Annotated in this window: 25 protein-coding genes; 9 read left to right on the plus strand and 16 right to left on the minus strand. The window is 71.4% G+C overall.

The window, feature by feature from the left end; translation table 11 throughout:
- Positions 1 to 47: 47 nt before the first annotated feature.
- Positions 48 to 452: a cupin domain-containing protein gene (locus AB0Q90_RS04710; RefSeq protein ID WP_363158991.1), complete on the plus strand. Its 405-nt coding sequence runs from the start codon at positions 48 to 50 to the stop codon at positions 450 to 452.
- Positions 453 to 469: 17 nt separating this feature from the next.
- On the opposite strand, the gene AB0Q90_RS04715 is transcribed toward AB0Q90_RS04710, so the two are convergent.
- From AB0Q90_RS04715 to AB0Q90_RS04745, 7 genes are all read right to left on the minus strand, one after another.
- Positions 470 to 973 carry a hypothetical protein gene (locus AB0Q90_RS04715; protein ID WP_363158992.1) on the minus strand — a complete coding sequence of 168 codons (504 nt, stop codon included), beginning with the start codon at positions 971 to 973 and terminating at the stop codon, positions 470 to 472.
- A gap of 86 nt (positions 974 to 1059) precedes the next feature.
- Positions 1060 to 2385 (minus strand): aromatic acid/H+ symport family MFS transporter, encoded by a 1326-nt coding sequence (locus AB0Q90_RS04720; RefSeq protein WP_363158993.1) that lies wholly within the window; start codon positions 2383 to 2385, stop codon positions 1060 to 1062.
- Between the two features lie 155 nt (positions 2386 to 2540).
- Entirely contained in the window at positions 2541 to 3491 is a 951-nt protein-coding gene (locus tag AB0Q90_RS04725; protein ID WP_363158994.1) for a catechol 2,3-dioxygenase, read from the minus strand.
- A complete protein-coding gene (locus AB0Q90_RS04730) occupies positions 3488 to 4579 on the minus strand; it encodes a 4-oxalomesaconate tautomerase (protein ID WP_363158995.1) in 1092 nt (363 codons plus the stop codon). The genes AB0Q90_RS04725 and AB0Q90_RS04730 overlap by 4 nt, the downstream gene beginning before the upstream one ends.
- Positions 4576 to 5286, minus strand: a complete 711-nt coding sequence (locus tag AB0Q90_RS04735; RefSeq protein ID WP_363158996.1) for a 4-carboxy-4-hydroxy-2-oxoadipate aldolase/oxaloacetate decarboxylase — start codon at positions 5284 to 5286, stop codon at positions 4576 to 4578. Before AB0Q90_RS04735 ends, AB0Q90_RS04730 begins: the two co-directional genes overlap by 4 nt.
- The gene (locus tag AB0Q90_RS04740; protein ID WP_363158997.1) at positions 5283 to 6032 is read right to left on the minus strand and encodes a PIG-L deacetylase family protein; all 750 of its coding nucleotides are present in this window, start codon (positions 6030 to 6032) and stop codon (positions 5283 to 5285) included. The genes AB0Q90_RS04735 and AB0Q90_RS04740 overlap by 4 nt, the downstream gene beginning before the upstream one ends.
- Positions 6033 to 6079: 47 nt before the next feature.
- Positions 6080 to 6730 carry a GntR family transcriptional regulator gene (locus AB0Q90_RS04745; RefSeq protein ID WP_363158998.1) on the minus strand — a complete coding sequence of 217 codons (651 nt, stop codon included), beginning with the start codon at positions 6728 to 6730 and terminating at the stop codon, positions 6080 to 6082.
- Between the two features lie 184 nt (positions 6731 to 6914).
- Between AB0Q90_RS04745 and AB0Q90_RS04750 the strand changes: the two genes are divergently transcribed.
- A complete protein-coding gene (locus AB0Q90_RS04750; RefSeq protein WP_363158999.1) occupies positions 6915 to 7259 on the plus strand; it encodes a cupin domain-containing protein in 345 nt (114 codons plus the stop codon).
- Here AB0Q90_RS04750 and AB0Q90_RS04755 read toward each other — a convergent pair.
- Complete coding sequence (locus tag AB0Q90_RS04755) at positions 7249 to 8253, minus strand: LacI family DNA-binding transcriptional regulator (protein WP_363159000.1); 1005 nt, start codon at positions 8251 to 8253, stop codon at positions 7249 to 7251. The genes AB0Q90_RS04750 and AB0Q90_RS04755 overlap by 11 nt on opposite strands.
- Positions 8254 to 8375: 122 nt before the next feature.
- Between AB0Q90_RS04755 and AB0Q90_RS04760 the strand changes: the two genes are divergently transcribed.
- Positions 8376 to 9536 (plus strand): Gfo/Idh/MocA family oxidoreductase, encoded by a 1161-nt coding sequence (locus tag AB0Q90_RS04760; RefSeq protein WP_363159001.1) that lies wholly within the window; start codon positions 8376 to 8378, stop codon positions 9534 to 9536.
- 15 nt (positions 9537 to 9551) lie between these two features.
- Here the strand turns inward: AB0Q90_RS04760 and AB0Q90_RS04765 are convergent, their stop codons facing one another.
- Positions 9552 to 10574: a LacI family DNA-binding transcriptional regulator gene (locus tag AB0Q90_RS04765; protein ID WP_363159002.1), complete on the minus strand. Its 1023-nt coding sequence runs from the start codon at positions 10572 to 10574 to the stop codon at positions 9552 to 9554.
- Between the two features lie 107 nt (positions 10575 to 10681).
- On the opposite strand from AB0Q90_RS04765, the gene AB0Q90_RS04770 reads away from it, so the two are divergent.
- Genes AB0Q90_RS04770 through AB0Q90_RS04785 form a run of 4 tightly spaced genes read left to right on the plus strand, consistent with a single transcriptional unit; the run spans position 10682 to position 14659 of the window.
- Positions 10682 to 11806, plus strand: coding sequence for a phytanoyl-CoA dioxygenase family protein (locus tag AB0Q90_RS04770; protein ID WP_363159003.1), 1125 nt, complete (start codon positions 10682 to 10684; stop codon positions 11804 to 11806).
- A gap of 17 nt (positions 11807 to 11823) precedes the next feature.
- Positions 11824 to 12600 (plus strand): SDR family oxidoreductase, encoded by a 777-nt coding sequence (locus AB0Q90_RS04775; RefSeq protein WP_363159004.1) that lies wholly within the window; start codon positions 11824 to 11826, stop codon positions 12598 to 12600.
- Between the two features lie 26 nt (positions 12601 to 12626).
- Entirely contained in the window at positions 12627 to 13631 is a 1005-nt protein-coding gene (locus AB0Q90_RS04780) for a Gfo/Idh/MocA family oxidoreductase (protein ID WP_363159005.1), read from the plus strand.
- Complete coding sequence (locus AB0Q90_RS04785) at positions 13628 to 14659, plus strand: Gfo/Idh/MocA family oxidoreductase (protein WP_363159006.1); 1032 nt, start codon at positions 13628 to 13630, stop codon at positions 14657 to 14659. The genes AB0Q90_RS04780 and AB0Q90_RS04785 overlap by 4 nt, the downstream gene beginning before the upstream one ends.
- On the opposite strand, the gene AB0Q90_RS04790 is transcribed toward AB0Q90_RS04785, so the two are convergent.
- From AB0Q90_RS04790 to AB0Q90_RS04810, 5 genes are all read right to left on the minus strand, one after another.
- On the minus strand, positions 14640 to 15050 hold the full coding sequence (locus AB0Q90_RS04790) for a VOC family protein (protein ID WP_363159007.1): 411 nt from the start codon (positions 15048 to 15050) through the stop codon (positions 14640 to 14642). The genes AB0Q90_RS04785 and AB0Q90_RS04790 overlap by 20 nt on opposite strands.
- A 75-nt stretch (positions 15051 to 15125) precedes the next feature.
- Positions 15126 to 16139 (minus strand): Gfo/Idh/MocA family oxidoreductase, encoded by a 1014-nt coding sequence (locus AB0Q90_RS04795; protein ID WP_363159008.1) that lies wholly within the window; start codon positions 16137 to 16139, stop codon positions 15126 to 15128.
- Entirely contained in the window at positions 16136 to 17050 is a 915-nt protein-coding gene (locus AB0Q90_RS04800; RefSeq protein ID WP_363159009.1) for an ATP-binding cassette domain-containing protein, read from the minus strand. The genes AB0Q90_RS04795 and AB0Q90_RS04800 overlap by 4 nt, the downstream gene beginning before the upstream one ends.
- Positions 17051 to 17055: 5 nt before the next feature.
- Positions 17056 to 18135 carry an ABC transporter permease gene (locus AB0Q90_RS04805; protein ID WP_363159092.1) on the minus strand — a complete coding sequence of 360 codons (1080 nt, stop codon included), beginning with the start codon at positions 18133 to 18135 and terminating at the stop codon, positions 17056 to 17058.
- The gene (locus tag AB0Q90_RS04810; protein ID WP_363159010.1) at positions 18135 to 19154 is read right to left on the minus strand and encodes a sugar ABC transporter substrate-binding protein; all 1020 of its coding nucleotides are present in this window, start codon (positions 19152 to 19154) and stop codon (positions 18135 to 18137) included. Before AB0Q90_RS04810 ends, AB0Q90_RS04805 begins: the two co-directional genes overlap by 1 nt.
- 237 nt (positions 19155 to 19391) lie before the next feature.
- On the opposite strand from AB0Q90_RS04810, the gene AB0Q90_RS04815 reads away from it, so the two are divergent.
- Entirely contained in the window at positions 19392 to 20138 is a 747-nt protein-coding gene (locus AB0Q90_RS04815) for a GntR family transcriptional regulator (protein WP_363159011.1), read from the plus strand.
- 91 nt (positions 20139 to 20229) lie between these two features.
- Entirely contained in the window at positions 20230 to 21288 is a 1059-nt protein-coding gene (galE, locus tag AB0Q90_RS04820; protein WP_363159012.1) for a UDP-glucose 4-epimerase GalE, read from the plus strand.
- On the opposite strand, the gene AB0Q90_RS04825 is transcribed toward galE, so the two are convergent.
- Complete coding sequence (locus AB0Q90_RS04825; protein ID WP_363159013.1) at positions 21246 to 23078, minus strand: glycoside hydrolase family 15 protein; 1833 nt, start codon at positions 23076 to 23078, stop codon at positions 21246 to 21248. The two genes, galE and AB0Q90_RS04825, sit on opposite strands and share 43 nt — an antisense overlap.
- Positions 23079 to 23088: 10 nt before the next feature.
- Positions 23089 to 24126 carry an LCP family protein gene (locus tag AB0Q90_RS04830; RefSeq protein WP_363159014.1) on the minus strand — a complete coding sequence of 346 codons (1038 nt, stop codon included), beginning with the start codon at positions 24124 to 24126 and terminating at the stop codon, positions 23089 to 23091.
- Positions 24127 to 24159: the final 33 nt, after the last annotated feature.

Below are 24159 nucleotides of genomic sequence, written 5' to 3' on the forward strand. Positions count from 1 at the left end.
ACCTAACGTCGTTCGACGCAGAGCCACGAACCGGAAGGAAATCCCGGATGACCACGATCATCAAGGTCGCGTCGGTGCCGCTCCTCGACCGAGGCGGATCGGTCGTGACGACACCGCTTGTCACCACGCCCTCGGCGGGCGGCGAGAACAGGATCACCAGCGGGATGAGCGTGTATCCGGTCGGCTCCGGCGCCCCGCTGCACTCGCACAACTGCGACGAGCACGTGACGATCCTGGAGGGCGAGGCGGAGGTGGTGGTGGACGGCGAGGTGACGAAGCTGGAGCAGTTCGACACCACCTACGTCCCGTCGCCGATCCCCCATCTGTTCCGGAACATCGGCGATCGCCCGCTGCGCATCCTGTGGGTGTACTCCTCGGGCCATGTGACCCGTACGTTCACCGAGACGGGCCGCACGGTGGAGCACCTGTCGGACGAGGACCAGATGGGCTGAGCGGGCGGGGCCGAGGGTCAGGCGGCCCCGTGGCGCCGGGCGGCGGCGAGCACTTCGCGCGCGCCGCCCGGCGGCTCCAGCAGCAGGGTCCCGGCCTCCTGCCCGTCCCGGTGCAGCCGCAGCCGCGGACCGTCGACGACCACCCGCAGTTCCGGCCAGGGGTGGCGCCACAGCAGTACCGAGCGCTCCCAGAGCTGGATGCCGAGCGTGGTCACCCGCACCTGGTACTGCGGGCCGCTGTGCAGGTCGGGCGGCAGGTGCTCGGTGTACGGGGGCCGGACCGTGTAGGTGCCGAGCACCGTCTCCCCCGGCTCCAGCTCCGCGTCGCGCAGGCCGCGCCGACGTCCGATGCTCGTCCCGGTCCAGGCGCCGAGCCCCACGAACACGAGCACCCCGGCCGTCAGCACCCACCAGGGCGCGTGGAGCTTGAGGAGACCCCCCAGCGCGATCCCGCCGCCGAGCAGCGCACCGGCACCGGTCAGCGCGGCGCGCCGCACCCGCCGGTTCCTGCTGTCGTCCATGAGCGAGCACCTTACGTCTCTCCCCGTCTACGGCAGAGGCCGGCCCCGCGTCCCCCCGCGGTGCCGGCGTCCGGTGTTCACCCCGGTCAGTGGCTGGCGACCAGCTCCTGCGGCGTGCTTTCGGAGGGGGTCCTGCGCCCGCCGCGCAGCGCGGCGATGCCGATGAAGACCATGGACGACACACCCGCGAGCGCGAAGGCGGTGAAGCCCCAGTCGCCGTTGTTCGCGGCGAGCAGCTGGCCGCCGAGCCACGGTCCGAAGACGGCGCCGAAGCGGCCCATGCCGGAGGTCCAGCCGACGGTGGTGGCGCGGTTCTCGGGGTTGGAGCGGATCGAGACGGTCGCGTAGATCATCGTCTGGGCGCTGTTGAGGAACACGCCGGTGAGGAAGACGACCGTCATGGTCACCCCGAGCGGCATGTGGACGCTGAGCAGGAAGACACCGGCGGCGGTCAGCGCGAACCAGATCGCCGAGATGCGCGGGGCGCCGAAGCGGTCGGCGGCACGGCCGGCCAGCAGCATGCCCACGATGCCGCCGAGGTTGAAGACGACGACGAAGGTCAGGGCGGAGCCCAGCTCGTAGCCCTCGGCGCGCATCAGGGTGGGCAGCCAGGTGGCGACGCCGTAGACGAGGAGCAGTCCGCCGAAGGAGGCCAGCCAGTACAGCAGGGTCTGGATCCACTCGCCGCCGCGGAAGAGGTTGACGAGGTTGGTCCAGCGGTCGGCGGCGCCCGGCTTGTCGGTCTTGGCGGCGGGCAGTTCGACGTCGTAGCGGGCGGCCAGCGTGCGGGCCTCCTCGGTGCGGCCCTTGGCGACCAGGAAGCTCAGCGACTCGGGCAGGAACTTGGCGAGGACCGGGGCGAAGAGCAGCGGGAGCACGCAGACCCAGAAGGCGGCGCGCCAGCCGGCCGGCTCGATGAGCCACTTGGCGACGTAGGCGGAGAGGATGCCGCCCGCGTGGTGGGCGGTCATCAGCAGGCCGATGGTGATCGCCGTACGGCCGCGGGGGGCGTAGTCGGAGACCATGCTGATCGCGGTCGGCAGCAGACCGCCGAGGCCGATGCCCGCCAGGGTGCGGCCGAGGCCGAAGACGGCGACGCTGTCGGCCATCGCGCAGACGCCGGAGGCCAGCGAGAAGAGGACCACGCAGGAGACCATCAGCTTCTTGCGGCCGATCCGGTCCGCGACGGTGCCGGCCGTCAGGGCGCCGACCAGCATGCCGAAGGTGGCGTAGCTGCCCAGGTCACCGGCCTGGTCGGGGGTGAGGCCGAAGGTCTTCGTCTCCAGCAGGTGCGGCAGGACCGAGCCGTAGATGAACATGTCGAGGCCGTCGAAGAGCACGGCCAGCCAGCACAGTCCGACGGCCAGGAGGGCCAGTCTGCTGCCGCGGGCGGATGGAGCGAGGGGGGACATCTTTGTTCTTCCTCTCGTGCGGGGTGCGCTAGACGCTAAGGACCCGTCCCCGAGAGTGTCAACGCTTTTGTCAACAATCTCATCAACGATCCGGATACGACGGAAGGGTGGGCGCGCACGGGCGTGCGCGGCCCACCCCCCGGTGGTGTTTTCGCTCAGGCGACCGGCGGCGTTCCGTGGGTGTGGAACGACTCGATCGTCTTCAGTCCCCAGGCCTGCCCCTTCTTCCGCTCCTCCTCGGTCCAGGTGATCAGCGGCCAGTCCGGGGCCAGCACGAGCCGCGTGAGCGGGTTGCACAGCTCGATGCGGTTGCCGCCCGGCTCGTAGACGTAGAGGAAGAACGTCTGCTGGATGGCGTGCTTGTGCGGTCCCGTCTCGATGAACACCCCGCTGTCGATGGCGAGATCGGCGGCGCGCAGGATGTCCTCGCGGGTGTCGGTCGCGAAGGCGATGTGGTGCAGCCGGCCCGCCGATCCGGTCCAGTCCGAGGTGTAGACGACGTCGTACGACTTGTTCGTGTACGTCAGCCAGCGCGCCGCGATCCTCCCGCTGTCGAGCCGGATCTGCTCGGTCGGCCGCGCGCCCAGCACGTTCTGCTGGAACTCGGCGTTGGACAGGACGTCCGCAGCAAGGAAGTTGATGTGGTCCAGACGCCGCACGCCCACGCCCCGGTTGGGCTTGGCCTGCGGCTGGTTCTTCAACGCGGGCCGCAACTCCTCGGGGGCCACGTAGTGTTCGCTCTCCCAGTAGAGGGCGTGTTCGTGGCCGTCGGGGTCGGTGGTGACGTACAGCCTGCCGAGGCCGGGTTCGTCCTCGACCCACTTGCCCGTGCCGCCCGCCTCCTCGACCGCCTTCACCCGGCGTTCGAGTGCCTCCTCGCTGGAGGTGCGCAGGGCGAGCCGGCCGAGGCCGGGCCGTTCGCGGGCGGTGAGCACCAGGCTGTGGTGCTCGTAGTCGTCGAAGGTCCTCAGGTAGACCGTGTCGCCGTCCTGCCCGATGACGGTGAGCCCCAGATAGTCGGTGAAGAAGGCGACACTGGCGTCCAGGTCGGGGGTGAACAGCTGGGCATGGCCGATATGAGCGATGTCGCCGAGCGGCGGAGTCATCGTTGACCTCCTGTGGATGGTGCGGCGGCCCTGGGGAACACGGTGCCGTCGAAGATCTTGCGGGCCGTTCGGACCACGGCGGTACGGCGCGCGCGGGGCAGGCCGTCCGAGGTGGTCCCGAGGCTACTTTCGATGTCCAGGAATCCGGTGGGATGTTCTATGCGAATTCGGTCACTACCGGGATCGACCACCGCAAGGTCGGCCCCCACGCCGCCTTCGATCCGCAGGCCGGCGGCAACACTGGCCGCGCCGAGCACCCCGATCGAGGTGTGGCAGCGCACAGGAATGAAGGTGCGGGTGGTGACCGCGCCGCCCTCGCGGGGCGGCGCGAGCAGCGTGACCTTGGGCACAGTGGTGTCGGAGACGTCCCCCAGGCCCATCAGCCGGCCCGCCTTGAGGCGGAGGGCGTGCAGCCTGTCGGCCAGCGCCACGTCCTCCTCCAGGTCCCGGGGCGACTCGTAGCCGGTGACCTTGAGGGCGGTGGCCTCGACGAGGACGGTCGGCATCCCGTTGTCCACGCAGGTCACGGGCACGCCGTCGATGTCGTCGCGGGCACTGCCGGTGGGCAGCAGGGGGTTCTCGCCCGGCGGGAACTCGATCACCACGGGCGCGGCCGTGCCCGGCACGCCCGAGATCTCGGCGTCCCCGGTGTAGTCGACCCGGCCGTCGGGCGTCGGGAAGGTGGCCGTCGCCCGGTCGCCGGTGTTGACCATGCGGATCCGCACGGCGGTCTGCCGCTCCCCCGCCGCCACCAGTCCGCGCTCGACGGCGAACGGGCCGACCCCGGCAAGGATGTTGCCGCAGTTCTGACGGTCACTCACCTCGGGCCGGTCGACGACGACTTGGAGGAAGAGGTAGTCGACGTCGGCCCTCGGATCGGCGGACGGCGAGATCACGGCGACCTTGCTGGTGAGCGGATGGGCGCCGCCCAGGCCGTCGATCTGTCGCTCGTCCGGGCTGCCCATGATCCTCAGCAGCAGGTCGTCGCGGGCGGCCGGGTCGGCGGGCAGGTCCTCGGCCAGGAAGTAGGCGCCCTTGGAGGTGCCGCCGCGCATCAGCAGACAGGGCACCTCCGCGGGCCCGGTCACGACCGCTCTCCGTCCCGGACGTACTCGTCGTGGGACCGGTACGTCACCCCCAGCCGGACGAGCGTCTCGCGCAACCCGTAGCGGTCCAGGCCGAGTTGGCCGTCGAGGAAGGCGGCGCGGGTGGCGGCCTCCTTGGCCTCGCGGGCCTCGGCCCGCCCGGCCGTCTCGCGGGCGCGCTCGCGCGGTACGACCACGACGCCGTCGTCGTCGGCGAGGATCACGTCGCCGGGGCGGATCACCTGGCCGTCGATGGCGATCGGCACGTTGACCGAACCGCCGGTGGCCTTGACCGTGCCCTGCGAGGAGACCGCCCGGGACCAGGCGGCGAAGCCCATGTCCCGCAGTTCCTGGGTGTCCCGGATGCCCGTGGCGGTGACGACGCCGCGCACGCCCCGCTGTTGCAGCGCGGTCGCGAACAGCTCGCCGAACAGGCCGTCCGTGCAGGGCGAGGTGGTGGTGACGACCAGGATGTCGCCCTCGCCGCACTGCTCCACGGCGGCGTGGATCATGAGGTTGTCGCCGGGCCAGCTCAGGACGGTGACGGCGGTGCCGGCGACCCGGACGCCCTGCTGGACGGGGCGGATGTCCGGGCCCAGCAGGCCGGTTCGGCCCATGGCCTCGCTGACGGTGGCCACGCCGTAGCCGGCCAGGGCGTCGACGTCCTTCAGCTCCGCCTTCGGCGGGTTGGTGACGATGACGCCGCTCATGCCAGCTCCTTCGCGATCTGCGGGTAGGGGCGCATGTACGCCTCGGCCATCGTCTTGTGGGCCAGGCCCAGGTTCGGGCCGGCGTTGCGCTTGAGCTGGACGCCGCGGCGGACGGCGAGGTCGGTGTAGTAGTCCCACAGATGCTGCTGGGCGCCGAGGCACTCCATCGCCTTGCGCTTGGTCTCCCAGACCTCGGTGATGTCGAGCAGGACCTCGGGCCTGAAGCCGCTCATCTCCGGCTGGTGCGGCTCGAAGAAGAAGACCGGCGGGGCGCCGATGATCTCGCCGGGGCCCGGGTAGCCGATGGCCTGGGCGAGCACCCGGGCTTCCAGGGCCATCCGGTTGGCGGCCGGGTGGTCGCCGTTGTAGGGGTCCTCGGTGGGGTGGGTAAGGACGACGTCCGGCTGGGTCTCCCGGTAGACCTCGACGAGCTTGTCGGTCAGCTCGGCGGTGGCGATCAGCGGGTAGTCACCGGCGTCGAAGAAGCGGACCTCGGCGCCGAGGGTGGCCGCGGCGCGCTCGGCCTCGTCCCGGCGTATCGCCTTGATCTCCGCCAGCTTCTTCCCCTCGCGCCAGGCCTTGGCGGACTCCCCGCGCTCACCGAAGGTGAGACAGGCGATGGTCACCTTCTCCCCGCGGGAGGCGGCCAGGGCGATGGCGCCGCCCGCCCGCCACACGAAGTCCCCCGCGTGCGCGGTGACAACGAGTGTGGATCGTCGGTGGGCGGGCGCGTTGGCCTGAGTCATCGTTCGAAACTCCTTGTGGACAGGTGGGCGCCCGCCTCGCGCGATCGTCAGTCGCGCAGCGCCTCGATCACGCTGCTGAGGTGGGCACGGACGGCCGCCTCGGCCGCCTGCGGGTCCCTGGCCCTGATCGCCTCGATCATCGCCAGATGCTCGTTCAGGGACTGCTGCGGACGCCCCGGCCTCAACGCCAACTGAAAACGGTGGCGCACCAGTTGGGCATTGAGCCGCTCCAGCAGCTCCAGTGCGGTCTGCTGGCCGGAGAACTCCCGGATCCTGGTGTGCAGTTGGTGGTTGAGGTCGGAGTAGGTCACCGGCTCACCGTCGGCCACGGCCTTGGTCATCGCCGTACCCAGCTCGGTCAGCTCGGCGAGCTGCTCGTCACTGGCCGCGACGGCCGCCTTCGCAGCGCACAGCCCTTCGAGGACCATGCGGCACTCGGTGATGGCGACCGCTTCCTCCACGGTCACCACCCGCACCCGCGAGCCGCGGTTGCGGATCCGCTCGACGAGGCCCTGGGCCTCCAGATCGATGAGTGCCGCGCGGATGCTCGCCCGTGTCACACCGAACTGCTCGGCGAGTTCGTTCTCCACCAGCCGCTGTGCCGGTGCCATCTCGCCGTGCAGGATCGCCTGCCTCAGCTGCGCGAACGCATGCTGTTTGGCCTGCTCTCCGGTGCTCGGACGGGCTTCTTTCGGCATCGTTGCCCTCCCTGAGTGAGTGCCTGTCGAACCTAAATCTAGCCAAACAAGATTGTCAACAATTTTGTCTGCCGTATTGCGCGCAGGATGTGGTGGCGGACCCGACGAAGTGTCCGCTCACCTGGTGCGATGCCCGACAGACTGTCTTCACCGGACGGGAGACGATCTCGCTAGGGTCGCCCCCATGGACCACAGCTTCGTACTCCACATCCCCGACGCCGAGCTCGAACCCGAGCCGCTCGCGCCCGAGCAGATCGTCTCCGGAACGCCCGAGGTGACCGGGAAGGTCGTCTGGGAATCGGCGGACGGGCGTCAGGTGCGCGGGATCTGGCAGATCACCCCCGGCGTCGTCACGGACACCGAGGCGGACGAGCTGTTCGTCGTGATCAGCGGATCGGCCACCGTCGAGGTGGCGGGCGGGCCGACCCTGAAGGTGGGCCCTGGGGACATGGCGGTGCTGCGCGAGGGCGACCGGACGACGTGGACGGTGCACGAGACGCTGCGCAAGGCGTACGCGATCAATCTGTGAGCGGCGGGGCCGTGGTGCCCCGGATCTCCAGGACGGGGGCGGTCAGCTGGACGCGGCCCGTCGCCCCGGGCCGGTCGAAGCGGTCCAGGAGGCAGCGGGCGACGCGCCGGCCGACGTCGTGCCCGGCGCCGTCCACGGTGGTCAGCCACAGGTGGCGCAGCCGGGAGATGCTCGTGTTGTCGTAGCCGACGACGGACAGATCGCGCGGGACGGACAGGCCCAGCTCCTCGGCCGCCGACAGCGCGCCGACCGAGGTGATGTCGTTGACGGCGAACACGGCGGTGGGGCGCTCGGCCCGGCCGAGCAGCCGGACCGTGGCCCGGTAGCCGCCCTCCTCGGTCAGGTCGCCGGCCTCGACCACCGCCCGGTCCGCGAGGCCGTGCTCGCGCATCGTCGCCTCGAAGCTGCGCCGGCGCAGCTCGCCGACCGCGCCGTAGCCCGCGATGTGCGCGATCCGACGGTGCCCGAGGCCGATGAGGTGCTCGGTGACCAGCCGGGCGCCACGCTCGTCGTCGTTGGCGACGACGTCCACGCGGGGCGGCACCGCCTCACGGGCGCCCGCCACGACCACCGGGATCCGCTCGGCGACCGCCCCCAGCGCGGCCGCGTCGGGCAGCGTGCCGACCACGACCAGACCGTCGACGCGCAGGTCGAGGAGGGGTTCGGCCGGGTCCTGGCCGGTGCGCCGGTTGAGGCGGGCGTCGGCGAGCAGCATCCGCAGACCGTTGTCGTGCAGCAGGGAGTTCAGCCCGTCGAGCAGATCGACGAACCACGGGTTGCGCAGGTCGTTCAGGAGGACCCCGACCGTGCGGGTGCGCCGCTCGCTGAGGCTGCGCGCGGCGGCGTTCGGGCGGTAGCCGAGTTCGCGCACGGCCCGCAGCACCGCCTCCCGCTTCTCGGGCCGCACCTGGTCGGAGCCGCGCAGCACCAGCGAGACCAGCGACTTGGAGACGCCGGCCTGTTCGGCCACGTCACGGATGGTCGGCTGCCTCATGGGATGGACCGTTCCATGAGCCGTTCGGGCTTGTCAAAGGGTTGACTTCGGGCGCGAATCGCGCTCAGGGTGGCCTGGACAAGTTCTGGACCGGTCCAAAGAGGTTGCGAAGAGGGGCTGTCATGGTGGATGCGCTCGGTGTCGCCGTCGTCGGGTTCGGCTGGATGGGGCGGGTGCACACCCAGGCCTACGCCCGTGTCCGCCACCACTATCCGCGGCTCGCCGTGCGTCCGGAGCTGGTGACCGTGGCCGAGGAGGTGCCCGGCCGGGCCGAGGAGGCCGCCGCGCAGTACGGGTTCGCCGCCACGACCCGCGACTGGCGCGAGGTGGCCGCCGACCCGCGGGTGCGGGCGGTCAGCATCACCGCGCCCAACTTCCTGCACCGCGAGATCGGCGTCGCCATGGCCGGGGCGGGCAAGCACATCTGGATCGAGAAGCCGGTCGGCCTGACCGCGGAGGACGCCCGCGCGGTGGCCGACGCGGTGTCCAAGGCGGGTGTCCAGGGCGCGGTCGGCTTCAACTACCGCAACGCGCCCGCGGTGGAGGCCGCACGGGAGCTGATCGCGTCCGGGGAGCTCGGCACGGTCACACACACGCGCGTGCGGCTGTTCAGCGACTACGCGGCCCATCCCGAGGGCGCGCTGACCTGGCGCTACGAGCGCGAGCGCGGGGGCAGCGGCGTCCTGGGCGACCTCGCCTCGCACGGCGCGGACCTGGCCCGGTACCTGCTCGGCGACATCGCCTCCCTGACCGCCGACACCGCCGTCTTCCTCCCTCAGCGGGCCCGGCCCACCGCCGCCACGGCCGGTCACAGCCGCGCCGCCGGCGGCGAACTCGGCCCCGTGGAGAACGAGGACTACGTGTCCTGTCTGCTGCGCTTCACCTCCGGCGCGCGCGGTGTGCTGGAGGCCTGCCGGGTCTCGGTCGGCGAGCAGAACAACTACGGCTTCGAGGTGCACGGCACCAAGGGCGCCGTCTTCTGGGACTTCCGCCGCATGAACGAGCTCGGCGTCAGCCGCGGCACCACCTACCAGGACCAGCCCGTCAGCACGGTCTACGTCGGCCCGGGCGACGGCGAGTTCGGCGCGTTCCAGCCGGGCGCCGCGAACGCCATGGGCTACGACGACCTCAAGGTGATCGAGGCCTACCGCTTCCTGCGCTCGGTCGCCGAGGGCACCGCGTACGGCGCCACGCTCTCGGACGCCGTGCGCAGCGCCGCCGTACTGGACGCGATGGCGCGCTCCGCGCAGAGCGGCGCGTGGGTCGACGTGCCGGTGTCCTAGACATGCGGGACACCGCTACGGCGCAGGCATGTTGTAGGGCGTGACGACCTGGATCGCGGACGGCAGTGCCGCGCCCGCGGGCGGCAGCGCCCCGTGGGCCCGCATCACGTGGTGGCAGGCCTCGCGCAGGTCGTGGCGCAGGTCGTGGTGGAGGACGGCGGACAGGCGGTGCTCGCGCAGCAGGCGGGTGTTGTCGTGGTCGAGGTCGTGGGCGACGAACACCGCGCACTCGCGGCCGAGGTCCTCGAAGGCCCGGAGGGTGGCGATGTTGCCGCCGCCGATGGAGTAGACGGCGCGGATCTCCGGGTCGCGTTCGAGGGCGGCGCGGACGAGGTCGTACTGGGTGGCGTCCAGTCCCTGGCCCTCGGCGATCTCGACCAGGGTGCGCTCGGGGTGGCGGGCGCGCATGGCGCTGCGGAAGCCCATCTCGCGCTCCTCCTCGTTGCGGAAGAAGCCGCTGCTCAGGCTGGTGAGCACATTGCCGGGGCGGTCGCCGAGCCACTGGCCCATGAGGTACGCGGCGGTCGCCCCGGCGGCCCGGTTGTCGCTTCCGACATACGCCACGCGCACGGTGGCGGGCAGATCGGTCACCAGGGTCACCACCGGGATCCCGGCCTCCGTCAGCCGGCCGACGGCCGCCGTGACCTCGGGGACGTCCGGCGCCTTGAGGATCACGCCCTGCGAGCCGCGCCGGGCGATCCGGTCCAGCGTCCGGGTGAGCTCCTGCACCGGTCCGGTCTCGCGGAAGTGGAAGCGCGAGCGCACCACCGCCGGGTGCAGGGACGGCAGTTCCGCCTCCAGGGCGGCGCGTACGGCGGTGCTGAACCGCTCCGGCGCCTGCATCACGATGTCGACCATGAAGCTGCGGCCGACGAGCCGGACCTGGGTGCGCTGCCGGTCCAGGTCGGCGATGGCCCGGTGCACCTCGCCCGCGGTGCTCTCGCGCACCCCTCCCCTGCCGTTGAGCACCCGGTCCACGGTGGCCTCGCTCAGGCCTGCCTGACGTGCGATCTCCCGGATCGGGAACGGGTGGCCCATACCGCGGCTCCTTGAGGGGTTTTTGATGGTCGCCTGCTGGTTGTTCGATGTCTTTGTCCTGACAAGAATGACAGCGCCGAGCCGCTTCTGTCACCGAGAGGACACCGATGTCCTTGACCACCTCACTGTCCGTACAGGACTGCTCCCTCGACGCCTTCCGGACCCTCGTCGAGCGGACCACCGACCCGGCCGACTACCCGCACGCCACCGCCGTGGAGCAGGGCGTGCCCGTCTACGAGGGGACCGCGCCGCGTGCCGAGCTGGTCCGCGCCCTCACCGACGGGCCCGGTGTGGTGGTGTTCCGGGGCGCCTTTCCCGACCTGGCCGTCGTCGACCGGATGACCGGGGTGTTCGAGGCGCTGATCGCCGAGCAGCGCGCCGAGGGCGCGAGGGCCGGGGACCACTTCGCCCGGCCCGGCGCCAACGACCGGGTGTGGAACGCGCTGGAGAAGGCGGCCCTGCACGACCCGGAGGCGTTCGCCGACTACTACGCCAACGACATCCTCGCGCTCGTCTCGGAGGCCTGGCTCGGCCCCGGCTACCAGGTGACCTCGCAGGTCAACGTCGTCAATCCGGGCGGCGCCGCGCAGACCGCGCACCGCGACTACCACCTCGGCTTCCTGTCCGACGCGGCGGCCGCCGCCTACCCGGCCCATGTGCACCGCCTCTCCCCCGTGCTCACCCTCCAGGGCGCGGTCGCGCACTGCGACATGCCCGTGGAGTCCGGGCCGACGCTGTACCTGCCGTACTCGCAGACCTACGAGCCGGGCTATCTGGCCTGGCGGCGGCCGGAGTTCCAGGAGTACTTCGACGACCGTCACGTCCAGCTGCCGCTGGCCAAGGGCGACGCGGCCTTCTTCAACCCGGCGCTGTTCCACGCCGCCGGAACCAACCGCTCCACGGGCATCCGGCGCATGGCCAACCTGCTCCAGGTGTCCTCCGCGTTCGGGCGGGCGATGGAGACCGTGGACCGCAGGGCGGTGGTGAACACCGTCTACCCCGTGCTGCTGGAGCGCCGGGCCGCGGGCGCGGACGAGGCCGGGCTGCACAACGTGATCGCCGCGAGCGCCGACGGCTACCCCTTCCCCACCAACCTCGACAACGACCCGCCCGTCGACGGACTCGCCCCGCCCTCGCAGGCGGACGTCGCACGGCGGGCGCTGCGCGAGGCCTGGACTCCCGAGGCTCTGCGGGCCGAGCTGAGGGCCGGCGCCACGCGGCGCCAGAGCTGAAAGGACCCTTGAGCGACATGGGACTTCTCGACGACAAGGTCGTCCTCGTCAACGGCGGCACCCAGGGCGTCGGTGCCGCCGTAGCCCGGGCCGCCGCGCGCGAGGGGGCGGTCGTGGCCGTCACCGGGCGCCGCCCCGAACCGGGTGAGGCGCTGGTGGCGGAGCTGACCGCGGCCGGCGGCAAGGCGCTGTTCGTGCCCGCCGACCTGGCGGACGCCGAGCGGACGAAGGCGGCCGTGGCACAGGTCGTGGCGGCATACGGGCGGATCGACTGCCTGGTGAACGCCGCGGGCCTGACCTCCCGCGGAACCCTGCTGGACACCACGCCCGAGCTGTTCGACCAGCACATCGCCATCAACCTCAAGGCCCCGTTCTTCGCGATGCAGGCCGCGGTCGCGGACATGGTGGCCCGCGAGGCGCCCGGCACGATCGTCAACGTCATCACCTCCTCGGCACACGGCGGACAGCCGTTCCTGGCGCCGTACGTCTCCGCCAAGGCCGGGCTGATCGGGCTGACCCGCAACGCCGCCCACGCGCACCGCTGGGACCGGATCCGGATCAACGGCCTGAACATCGGCTGGACCGAGACCGAGGGCGAGGACGCCACCCAGCGGACCTTCCACGGCGCGGGGGACGACTGGCGCGAACGGGCGGCCGCCCGGCTGCCGATGGGCAAGCTGGGCCAGCCGGACGAAATAGCCGACTTCGTGGTGTTCCTGCTGTCGGAGCGGTCCGGCGTGGTCACCGGCTCGGTGATCGACTGGGACCAGAACGTCCTCGGCGGCCTCGACTAACCCCCTCTTCTAGGAGCTGCACCCCCATGCGTATTGGAATCCTCGGCCTCGGCCGCATCGGCGCCTTCCACGCCGAGACCCTCTCCGGACTCGACGCGGTCGACTCCCTCGTCCTGACCGACCCGTTCGCGGACGCGGCCAAGACCGCCGCCGAGCGGTTCGGCGGCGAGGTCGTGGACTCGCCCGAGGCCCTGCTGTCCGCCGGCGTGGACGGCATCGTCGTGGCGGCGGCGACGGACGCCCACCCCGCGCTGATCCGGGCCGGCGTCGAGGCCGGCATCCCCGTCTTCTGCGAGAAGCCCGTCGCCAGGACCATGCGCGAGGGCGTCGAGGTGCTCAAGGCGGTCCAGGACACCGGCGTGCCGATCCAGATCGGCTACAACCGCCGCTTCGACGCCGGTTTCGTCGCCGCCCGCACCGCCGTGCAGGCCGGCGAGCTCGGCAAGCTGCACACCGTACGGTCGACCACCCTCGACCCGGCGCCGCCGCCCGCCGCGTACATCGCCGCCTCCGGGGGCATCTTCCGGGACTGCTCGGTGCACGACTTCGACATCATCCGCTGGGTGACGGGCCGTGAGGTGACCGAGGTGTACGCGGTCGGCGGCAACCGGGGTGCCGACTACATCCGGGAGGCGGGCGACGCCGACACCACCGGCGCGATCCTCACCCTGGACGACGGCACGATCGCGGTGGTCTCCAACTCCCGCCACAACGCCCGCGGTTACGACGTGCGCATGGAGATCCACGGCTTCACGGACTCCATCGCCGTCGGCCTGGAGGACAAGCTGCCGCTGCGCTCGGTCGAGCCCGGCACGACCTTCCCGGCGGGCACCCCGCACGACTTCTTCATGGACCGCTTCACCGCGGCCTACCGCGCCGAACTCACCGCGTTCACCGAGGTCGTGGCCGGCACCCGGACCTCCCCGTGCACGGTCGCGGACGCCCTGGAGGCGGGCTGGATCGCCGAGGCGTGCACACTGTCGCTGGGCGAGCACCGTCCCGTCACGATCGAGGAGGTACGGCAGGCATGAGCGATCCGGGCCGGGAACCGCTGCGCATCGGAGTACTGGGCGCGGCACGCATCACCGAACGTGCCCTCGTGGACCCGGCCCGGGCGACCGGCCACCGGCTGGTGTCGGTGGCCGCCCGCGACCGCTCCCGCGCCGAGGCCTTCGCCGCGGCGCACGGCGTGGAGGGGGTGGCGGACTCCTACGCCGGCCTGCTGGCCGACCCCGACGTCGAGGTCGTCTACAACCCGCTCGCCAACGGTCTGCACGGGCCGTGGAACCTGGCCGCGCTCGCGGCGGGCAAGCATGTGCTGTCGGAGAAGCCCTCGGCGAGCAATGCCGAGGAGGCCGCCGAGGTGCGGGAGGCCGCCGCCAAGGCCGGCACCGTGTTCATGGAGGGCTTCCACTACCTGTTCCACCCCGTCACCCGGCGCCTGCACGAGCTGCTGGCCGCAGGCGAGCTGGGCGAGCTGCGCCGGGTGGAGGCGCTGGTGGCGATCCCCGCCCCGGACGCCGCCGACCCGCGCTGGTCGCTGCCGCTGGCGGGCGGCGCCCTGATGGACCTGGGCTGCTACAGCCTGCACGCCGTACGGTCGCTGGCGCCCTGGGGCGGCGGCGCGCCGCGCCTCACCGCAGCCCGGGGCGGCGAGCGGGCGGGCGCGCCGGGCGTCGACGAATGGCTCGACGCCGAGCTGGAGTTCCCGAACGGCGCCACCGCCGCCGCCCGCTGTCACATGGCGTACGACGGCCTGGAGATGAGCTGGCGGATCGTCGGCACCCTGGGTGAGGCGTTCGCGCCGAACTTCGTGCTGCCGCACCTGGACGACCGGGTCGTGATCCGCACGGCCGACGGCGAGCGCACCGAGCACCTGGGCACCCGCTCGTCGTACACCTACCAGCTGGAGGCGTTCGCGGCGCGGGTGCGTGAGGGGGTGCCGCTGCCGCTGGACGCGGACGACGCCCTGGCGACGATGCGGCTGATCGACGCGAGCTACCGGGCGGCCGGGTTCGAGCCCCGGCCGCGCACGGCGGTCAGCCCGCCTTCTCGCTGATGTTGACCATCCAGGTGACCCCGAACCGGTCCTTGCACATGCCGAAGACGTCGCCCCACATCTGCTTGTCCAGCGGCACCGACACCTCGCTGCCCGCGGACAGCTTCTCCCAGTAGCCGCGCAGCTCGGCGTCGTCGTCGCCGCTGACGCTCACCGCGGAGTTCACGGGCTTCTGTTCTTCCCCGGGCGGGTTGTCGGCACCCATCAGGGTGAAGCCGCTCGGGGTCTCCAACAGGCCGTGCATGATCTTGTCGGCCATCGGGGTGTCCTTCTGCCCGAAGTCGCCGTACGAGTTCAGCGCGAGGGTGCCGCCGAAGACCTCCTGGTAGAACTCCATCGCCTGGCGGGCGTCACCGGCGAAGGTGAGGTAGGGGTTGAGTCGCGAAGCCATGAAAAGCCTCCCGGTGCGGGAACGGTCACTGCTGTGCACGCTAACGCGGGGCACTGACAACGGCCTGTCGAGCGCTCAGCCGTAGAACGCCGGCCGTGCGGCCAGCTCCACCTCGACCCGGCTGCCCTCGCGCAGGGACCGCACTCCGGCCTCGCAGACGGCGGCCGCCGCGTACCCGTCCCAGATGCCCGGACCGGTGACCTCACCGCGCCGGGTGGCGTCGACCCAGGCCTGGATCTCCCGGTCGTAGGCGTCGGCGAACCGCTCGGTCCAGTCCTGGGCGATGCTGCCGCCCCAGCGGCCCGCCATGGCGGTGACCAGGGCATGGCCGTCTCCGATGCGGGCGGTGCCGCGTTCGCAGACCACCTCGGCCTGCACCTGGTAGCCGAAACCGCAGTTGACGAAGATCTCCACGTCCGCCAGGGCTCCGCCGGCGGTCTCCAGGACCACGAACTGCGGGTCGATCAGCCCCTCGGGGGCACCGGCGGACGATGCCGGACGCAGCACCGTGACGGCCGTGATCTCCTGGCCGGTCAGCCAGCGGGTCACGTCCACCTCGTGGGCGACCGAGTCGGTGATCAGCATGTCGGAGGTGAAGAAGGACGGGCTCGCCGCGTTGCGGTGCCGCTGGTGCAGCAGCAGCGGGCGGCCCAGCTGCCCGGTCTCCAGCAGCGCCTTGAGCCGGGTGTACTCGGCGTCGTAGCGGCGCATGAAACCGACCTGGACGCGGCGCCTGCCGAGGGCACGCTCGGCCTCGACGAGGCGCAGCGCGGAGGCGGCGTCGGGGGTGAGCGGCTTCTCGCACAGGACCGGAAGGTCATGCGCGAAGGCGGCCAGCAGCGCGGCCTCGTGGGCCGGGCCCGGGGAGGCGACGAGGACGGCGTCGACCTCGGCGGAGGCCATCGCCGCGGCCGGGTCGGTGTGCACAGCGCAGCCGTCGACGCGGGCGGCCACGGCCTTGGCCCGCTCCGCGTCGACGTCCACCACGGCCGTGACCCGCGCCCCGCTGATGACCTCCTGGATACGCCGGACATGGTCGGCGCCCATGCGGCCGGTTCCGATGACGGCCACTCCCAGCGGTGCGGTCATTCCCCTCGCTCTTCCTTGGTCGCCGCCACGGGTGCGGTGAGGTCCTCCTCCTCGGGGAGTTCCTCGACGTCGACGCCGCGGACCTGGGACAGCTCGTGCTTGAGTGCGGCGAGTTCGGCGCCGCCGGCCATGTGGTTGGTCAGCTCCTCCAGGCCGACCTCGCTGCGGTCGGCGGACAGTTCGAGGGTGCCCAGGCGGAGCACGCTGAAGTGGTCGCCGACCATATAGGCGTGGTGCGGGTTGTGGGTGATGAAGATGACGCCCAGGCCGCGGTCGCGGGCGGCGGCGATGTACTTCAGCACCACACCGGACTGCTTGACGCCGAGGGCGGCGGTGGGCTCGTCGAGGATCAGCACGCGGGCGCCGAAGTAGACGGCGCGGGCGATGGCCACGCACTGGCGCTGGCCGCCGGAGAGGGTGCCGATGGGCTGTTCCAGGTCGTCCAGGACGATGCCCATGTTGCGCAGCTCTTCGTCGGCCGTCTGCTTCATCTTCTCGATGTCGAGCCGGCGGAAGGGCCAGGGGCCCTTGGTCATCTCCGAGCCGAGGAAGAAGTTGCGCCACACCGGCATCAGCGGCACGGTCGCCAGGTCCTGGTACACCGTGGCGATGCCGCGGTCGAGGGCCTCGCGCGGGGTGCCGAAGCGTACCGGGGTGCCGTCGACGAGGAACTCGCCCTCGGTGTGCTGGTGCAGCCCGGAGATGATCTTGATGAGGGTGGACTTGCCGGCGCCGTTGTCGCCGAGCACGCACGTCACCTTGCCGGGGTGGACCTTCAGGCTCACCCCGTGCAGGGCGCGGATGTTGCCGTAGGACTTGCCCGCCGACCTGAGCTCGACCACCGCGCCGTCGGTCTCGGGCGCGGTGTCCGCCAGGACGGCGCCGTGGGTGCCGGATTCGTTGCCTGTCATTGCGGTCACCTCCGGGTCGCCGTCTGACGGACCCACAAATTGATCAGGGTGGCGCCGAGCAGCATCACGCCGAGGAACGCCTTGAACCAGTCGGGGTTCCAGCCGGCGTAGACGATGCCCTGCTGGACCATGCCGAACATGAACGCGCCGAAGACGGGGCCGATCGCCGAGCCGTAGCCGCCGGTCAGCAGACAGCCGCCGATGACGGCCGCGGCGATGTAGATCAGCTCCTGGCCGACGCCCTCGCCGGACTGCACGGTGTTGAAGGAGAACAGCTGGTGCATGCCGACGAACCAGGCGCCGAAGCCGACCAGCATGAACAGCGAGATCTTGGTGAACGTCACCGGCACACCGACGGCCCGCGCGCTCTCCTTGTTGCCGCCGACGGCGAACACCCAGTTGCCGTACTTGGTGCGCAGCAGCACCCAGGTGGCGAGGGCCGCGAAGACCAGCCACCACACCACGGTGATCTTCACCTCGACGCCGCCGATGTCGAAGGACGAGGCGAAGACCGCCTTGGCCTGGTCGAAGCCGTCCATGTCGCTGATGTCGTCGGTCGCCACGTTGTCGGTGACCAGCTTGGTGATCGCCAGGTTCGCGCCCTGGAGGATCAGGAACGTGCCGAGCGTGACCAGGAAGCTGGGCAGGCCGGTCTTCACCAGCATCCAGCCGTTGAACAGGCCGACGGCTAGCGACACGACGAGCGCGGCGATCACACCGACCCAGACGTTCATGGTCAGTTGGTAGCTGATCATGCTGGCGGTCAGTGCCGAGGTGACGACGGCGACACCGGACGACAGGTCGAACTCGCCGCCGATCATCAGCAGCGCCACCGGCAGTGCCATGATCCCGATCGTCGACGACTGGTACAGGATGTTCGCCATCGAGCTGCCGTCGCGCACCGGCGGCGCGGCGATCAGGAAGAACACGAACACCGCGACGGCACCGAGGAAGACGCCCACTTCGGGGCGGGCGAGCAGCCTGAGCGCCAGGGGGCGCTGGGCGGTCCGCCCGTCCGTCTGCTTGCCGGGGCCGGGGGCCGGCGGTGCGGTCACCGCCGGCTCAGCCTGTTGGGTCATACCGATCACCGGGTGCCCTTCGCGGCGAAGCCCGCGACCGCGTCGACGTTGGACTTGTCGACGAACGCCGGGCCGGTCAGCACCGGCTGCTCACCGCCGCCCATGTAGTTGCCGTTGTTCTTGTAGAGCCACAGCGAGTCGATCGCCAGGTAGCCCTGGAGGTAGGGCTGCTGGTCGACGGCGAACTCGATGGTGCCCTCGCTGATGGCTCCGGTCAGTTCCTTGTTGAGGTCGAAGGTGGCGACCTTGGCCTTGCTGCTGGACTCGTCCACCGACTGCGCGGCGGTCAGCGCGAACGGGGCGCCGAGCGCGACGACGTAGTCGATCGCCTTGTCCTCGGCGAGCTTGGCGGTGATGGTCGACTTCACGGACGGCATGTCGGTGCCGTTGACGTTCAGCGTCTCGACCGAGCCGGAGAAGGTCTTGGCGACGCCGTCGCAGCGCTGGGTGAGGCCGATGTTGCCCTGCTCCTGGATGACGCAGACGGCCTTCTTGGCGCCGGCCTCGTTCAGCCGCTTGCCGAGGGCCTCGCCGGCCACCGTCTCGTCCTGGCCGAAGAACTCCATCAGGCCGAGCTTCTGCCATTCGCTGACACCGGAGTTGAGGCCGACCACGGGTATGCCGGCCGCCTCCGCCTGGCTCACGACGTCCTTGAGGGCGTCCGGCTTGGCGAGGGTGATCGCGATGCCGTCGACCTTCTGGTCGATGGCGTTCTGGACCAGGCCGGCCTGCTTGCCGGCGTTCGGATCGGCCGAGTAGATCAGCTTGACGTTGTCCTTCGCCGCGGCGGCCTCGGCGCCCTTGCGGACGATGTCCCAGAACGTGTCACCGGGCGACTGGTGTGTGACCAGGGCGATCGTCATCCGGGGAGTAGTGGCCTTGCCCGCGGAGGCGTCGTCCGCGCTCTCCTCGGCCTTCTTGCCGCCGGAGCCGCTGGAACAGCCTGCGAGGGTCAGCGCTGCCGCGGCGGCCACGGCCACCAGGGGGGCCATCCTGCGGGAACGGGAGTGCGAAGAGCGGTCCATCTTTGCTGCACCTCACTGTGCGACGAGGGGAACCACGGGTCGAGCACCGCGGAACGCGGCTGGTGCGTTGGGACCGGATCCAATCCCTTGCAGGGTCCCCTGTCAATACTTTGTTAAGACATCATTTCACGAGCAGGTCCGGATGTAAGGACAAAGTATTGACAGGCCGGGCCTCCGGGATCTACACCTGGGAGACCGCGGCACCGGAGTCGATCTCTACCCAGCGGGAGGCAATCCATGGCGCTCGACGCCCTGCACTTCGCCCTGGACCGGAACAGTCCGGTCCCGCTGTACTACCAGCTCGCCCAGCAGCTGGAGGCGGCGATCGAGCAGGGCGTGCTCGCCCCCGGCAACCTGCTGGGCAACGAGATCGACCTGTCCACCCGCCTCGGCCTGTCCCGCCCCACGGTCCGCCAGGCCATCCAGTCCCTCGTCGACAAGGGGCTGCTGGTCCGCCGCCGCGGCGTGGGCACCCAGGTCGTGCACAGCCAGGTCAAGCGCCCGCTGGAACTGAGCAGCCTCTACGACGACCTGGAGACCGCCGGACAGGGGCCGACGACGCAGGTGGTGCGCAACGAGAGCGTCCCGGCGACGGCGGACGTCGCGGCCGCCCTCGGCGTCGCGGAGGGCGCCGAGGTGACGCTCCTGGAGCGGCTGCGCTGCACCCACGGCCAGCCGGTGGCGTTCCTGTGCAACTACCTGCCCGCCGCACTCCTGGACCTCGCCACCCCCCGGCTGGAGGCCACGGGCCTGTACCGGATGATGCGGGCCGCGGGCATCACCCTGCACAGCGCCCGGCAGACCATCGGCGCCCGCTGCGCCACCGCCGAGGAGGCGGCCCTCCTGGGCGAGACGAAGGGCGCCGCCCTGCTCACCATGCAGCGCACGGCGTACGACGACACCGGCCGGCCGGTCGAGTACGGCACGCACGTCTACCGCGCCTCCCGGTACGCGTTCGACTTCCAGCTGCTGGTCAGGGGCTGACCCCTTGACTTGGGGCACCCGGGAGAGCACAGTCGAATATACGGAGTAAACATACGGTGTCTTCCGGTCAGTGAGAAGCGGAGCCGGACCCATGAGCGCACCGTCGACCGTCCTCGTGACCGGCGGGGGCGGTTTCATCGGCAGCCACGCGTGCGTGGAGCTGCTCGACCACGGTTACGAGGTGATCGTGGTCGACAACTACTGCAACAGCACGCCGCAGGTCTTCGCGCGCGTGGAACGGATCGCCGGCCGTTTCGTCGGCGCCGTGTACGACCTCGACATCCGCGACCGGCACGCCCTGTCGGCCGTCTTCGACCGGCACACGGTGGACGCCGTACTGCACTTCGCCGCGCTGAAGTCGGTTCCCGCCTCGGCCCGGACGCCCGTCGCGTACTACGACACCAACGTCGGCGGCACCACGGCCCTGCTGCGGGCCATGCACGAGCACGGCGTGCACCAGCTCGTGTTCTCCTCGTCCGGCGCGGTCTACGGCGAGGCCGGCCACGGCCCGCTCCCCGAGACCACGCCCGCCCGCCCCACCAACCCGTACGCGGCCTCCAAGTGGCTGTGCGAGCGGATCCTCGACGACGTGTGCCGGCACTGCCCCGAGTACACCGTGCTGTGCCTGCGCTACTTCAACCCGGCCGGCGCCCACCCCAGCGGCCTGCTCGGCGAGGACCCGCGGGGCACACCCGACCACCTCATGCCCTACGTCGCCCAGGTCGCCGTCGGCCGCCACCCGCGCCTGCGGGTGTTCGGCACCGACTATCCGACCCCGGACGGCACCGCGGTCCGCGATTACCTCCACGTCATGGACACCGTCGAGGCCCACCGCATCGCGCTCGACCACCTCGCCGACCAGCCGGGCATGCGCGTGTTCAACCTCGGTCTGGGCGCGGGGCGTTCCGTCCTCGACGTCGTCGACGCCTACTCCCGGGCCTGCGGCAGACCCGTCCCCTACGAGGTGGCGCCGCGCCGCCCCGGCGACGTGGCCGAACTGGTCGCCGACGCGAGCGCGGTGGCCCGCGCCTGGGGCTGGCGGCCCACCCGGGACCTCGCCGACATGTGCCGGGACAGCTGGCGCTTCCAGCAGCTCAACCCCAGCGGCTACGCGGACTCCGCGCGCCGGCCGAAGACGCAGGACCCCTGAATCCCCGCGAGCGCGAAGGCGCTCTCCACCAGGGCGATATGGCTGAACGCCTGCGGGGCGTTGCCCAGTTGACGGCCGGCCTGCGGGTCCCACTGCTCCGCCAGCAGCCCGACGTCGTTGCGGATGCCGAGGACCCTGGTGAAGGCCTCGCGGGCCTCGGTGGTGCGGCCGGTCGCGGCGAGCGCGTCGGCGTACCACAGGGAGCACGCCACGAACGTGCCCTCGCGGCCGCGCAGTCCGTCCACCTCGTGCACACCGGCGCCGCCCGGGGCGTAACGCCGCAGGAACCCGCCCTCCTCCAGGCCGCTCATCGCCCGCACGGTTCCCCGCACCCGCGGATCGCGGGCGGGCAGGAAGCCGACCTTGGGCAGCAGCAGGGCGGAGGCGTCCAGGGCCGGGGAGCGGTAGGCCTGCACGAAGGAGCGCTGCCGGTCGTCCCAGCCGTTCCGGCAGACCTGGCGGTGCACCTGGTCGCGCAGGGCCAGCCACCGGTCCGAGGAGCCGTTGCGGCCGAGGAGTTCGGCCATGCGCAGGGCCCGGTCGGCGGCCACCCACGTCATCACCTTGGAGTGCACGAACTGCCGGCGCGGTCCGCGGGTCTGCCACAGCCCCTGGTCCGGTTCGCGCCAGTGCCGCTGCACGAAGCCCATCATCTCCTCGACCAGGGTCCACACATGGGCGGGCATGGGGATCCCGGCCAGCAGCGACAGGCACAGCGCGTCCAGGACCTCGCCGTAGACGTCCAGTTGGAACTGGCCGACCGCCGAGCTGCCGAACCGGACGGGAGCCGAGTCCTCGTAGCCGGGCAGCCAGGGGGCCTCGGTCTCCGGCAGCAGGCGCTGGCCGCCGACGCCGTACACGGTCTGCAGGTCGGCCGGGTCGCCCGCGATGGCCCGCACCAGCCAGTCCAGCCAGGCCGTCGCCTCCTCCCGGTAGCCGCTGCGCAGCAGGCAGGACAGGGCCAGGGTGGAGTCGCGCAGCCAGCAGTGGCGGTGGTCCCAGTTGCGCTCGCCGCCGAGGCAGCCGGGCAGCGAGGTGGTCGGTGCGGCGACGATGCCGCCGGTGGGCGCGTAGGTGAGCGCCTTCAGGGTGATCAGGGAGCGCACCACGGCGTCCCGCCACGGTCCGTCGTAGCGGCAGCGGGCGGCCCAGCGGCGCCAGAAGTCGGCGGTCTCCTTCAGCACGGTCTCGGCCGGCACGGACAGCGGCGCGGGCGGCTCGGGCAGATGCGAGGGTGCCCACACCAGGGTGAGCGCGAGGCGCCGCCCGGCCGTGACGGTGAACTCGGCCACCGTGGAGGGGTCGTCACCGAGGGCCCGCACCGGTCCGTCGGCGCTCAGCCATACGGCGTCGGGGCCGGCGACGGCGACCGTACAGCCGCCGGCGGCGCGCACCCAGGGCACGATACGGCCCTGGTGGAAGCGCAGACACAGTTCGCTGCGCATCGGCACCGCGCCGGACAGTCCCTCGACGACCCGGACGATGCACGGCAGTTGGGCGCGCGGCGGCATGAAGTCCGTGACGCGCACCGTCCCCGTCACGGTCTCCCAGTACGAGTCCAGGACGAGCGTGTCGGGCCGGTACGCGCGGCGGGTGCAGGGGCCGCGGCCCGTGGGCGCGATACGCCAGAACCCGTTGTCGGGTGTGCCCAGCAGGGCGGCCAGGCAGGCGGGTGAGTCGAAGCGGGGCAGACACAGCCAGTCGACGGAGCCGTCCCTGCCGACCATGGCGGCGGTCTCCAGGTCGCTGACGAGCGCGTAGTCCTCGATGGGTGCGCTCCGCACCCTCATGGGGGTTCGCTCACTTTCCGGTGTCCGGCGGGTGCCCCGACTCGATGTCATGGCACAGACTCCGCAGCCCGGCACGGTCGAGAATGAGCACGGACTGGCTGTCGATCATGTCCGAGCGCACCACCGGCGCGGTGGTGAACCAGGCGTCGTCGGAGTTCAGATGGCGCAGTTCGAGCACGAGGTCGCGCAGGTCGGCGTTGGACAGCTGGTCGTCGACGCTCACGGTGTCGGTGAGCGCGTCGAGCGTGCTGTCGATGTCCCAGGGGCGGGTCACACTCACATCGCCCCGGATCTCCCCGACGAGGCTGCGCAGATACTGCTGCTGCCGTTCGATCCGGTCCAGGTCACCGCGGGGCAGACCGTGCCGCTGACGCACGTAGACGAGCGCTTCCTCACCGTTCATCGTGTAGGTGCCCGCCTTGAAGTGCCGACGCTGCGCGGAGTCGTAGGAGTCCTCCTCGATCGTGATCGGCACACCGCCGACCGCGTCGGTCAGGGACCGGAAACCGTGCCAGTCGATGATCCCGAAGTGATCGACCCTGACGCCGGTGAGCTGCTCGACCGTCTGGACGAGGAGAGCCGGTCCGCCCCAGGAGTACGCCGCGTTGATCTTCGCGGAGCCATGGCCGGGAACGGGGACCCAACTGTCCCTCGGGATCGAGACGGTGTAGGCCCGGTCCGCGTCGGGATCGAGGTGCACCAGCATCAGGGTGTCGCCGCGCTGCGCTCCGTACTTCCACAGAGCGGCTTCGGCGTCGTTGCCCGTCGTCGGCTTCTCGGAGCGGCTGTCGAGGCCTGCCAGCAGGAACGTGGTTCCTTCGGCGGGCTCGGGACGCGGGCCGTCCGGGAAGGAGTTCGGTATCCGCTGGACCTGGTCACCGTAGTGGTCGGTGGCCCACCACACGCCCCCCGCGGCCAGCCCGGCCACGGCGAGCACGGCGACCGCTCCGAAGATCAGCAGCCGGCGCAGCCAGCGGCGGCGCGGTCGCCCACCGGCCTTACGGGGCTGGCGCGGCTCCCATCCTGTCCATACGCGGCGGGGAGACATCCCTTACCCCCACTCCAATAGCGTATATTTACG

It is taken from the genome of Streptomyces sp. NPDC079141 (genome assembly GCF_040686775.1).
In the GTDB taxonomy this organism is placed as follows: Bacteria; Actinomycetota; Actinomycetes; order Streptomycetales; family Streptomycetaceae; genus Streptomyces.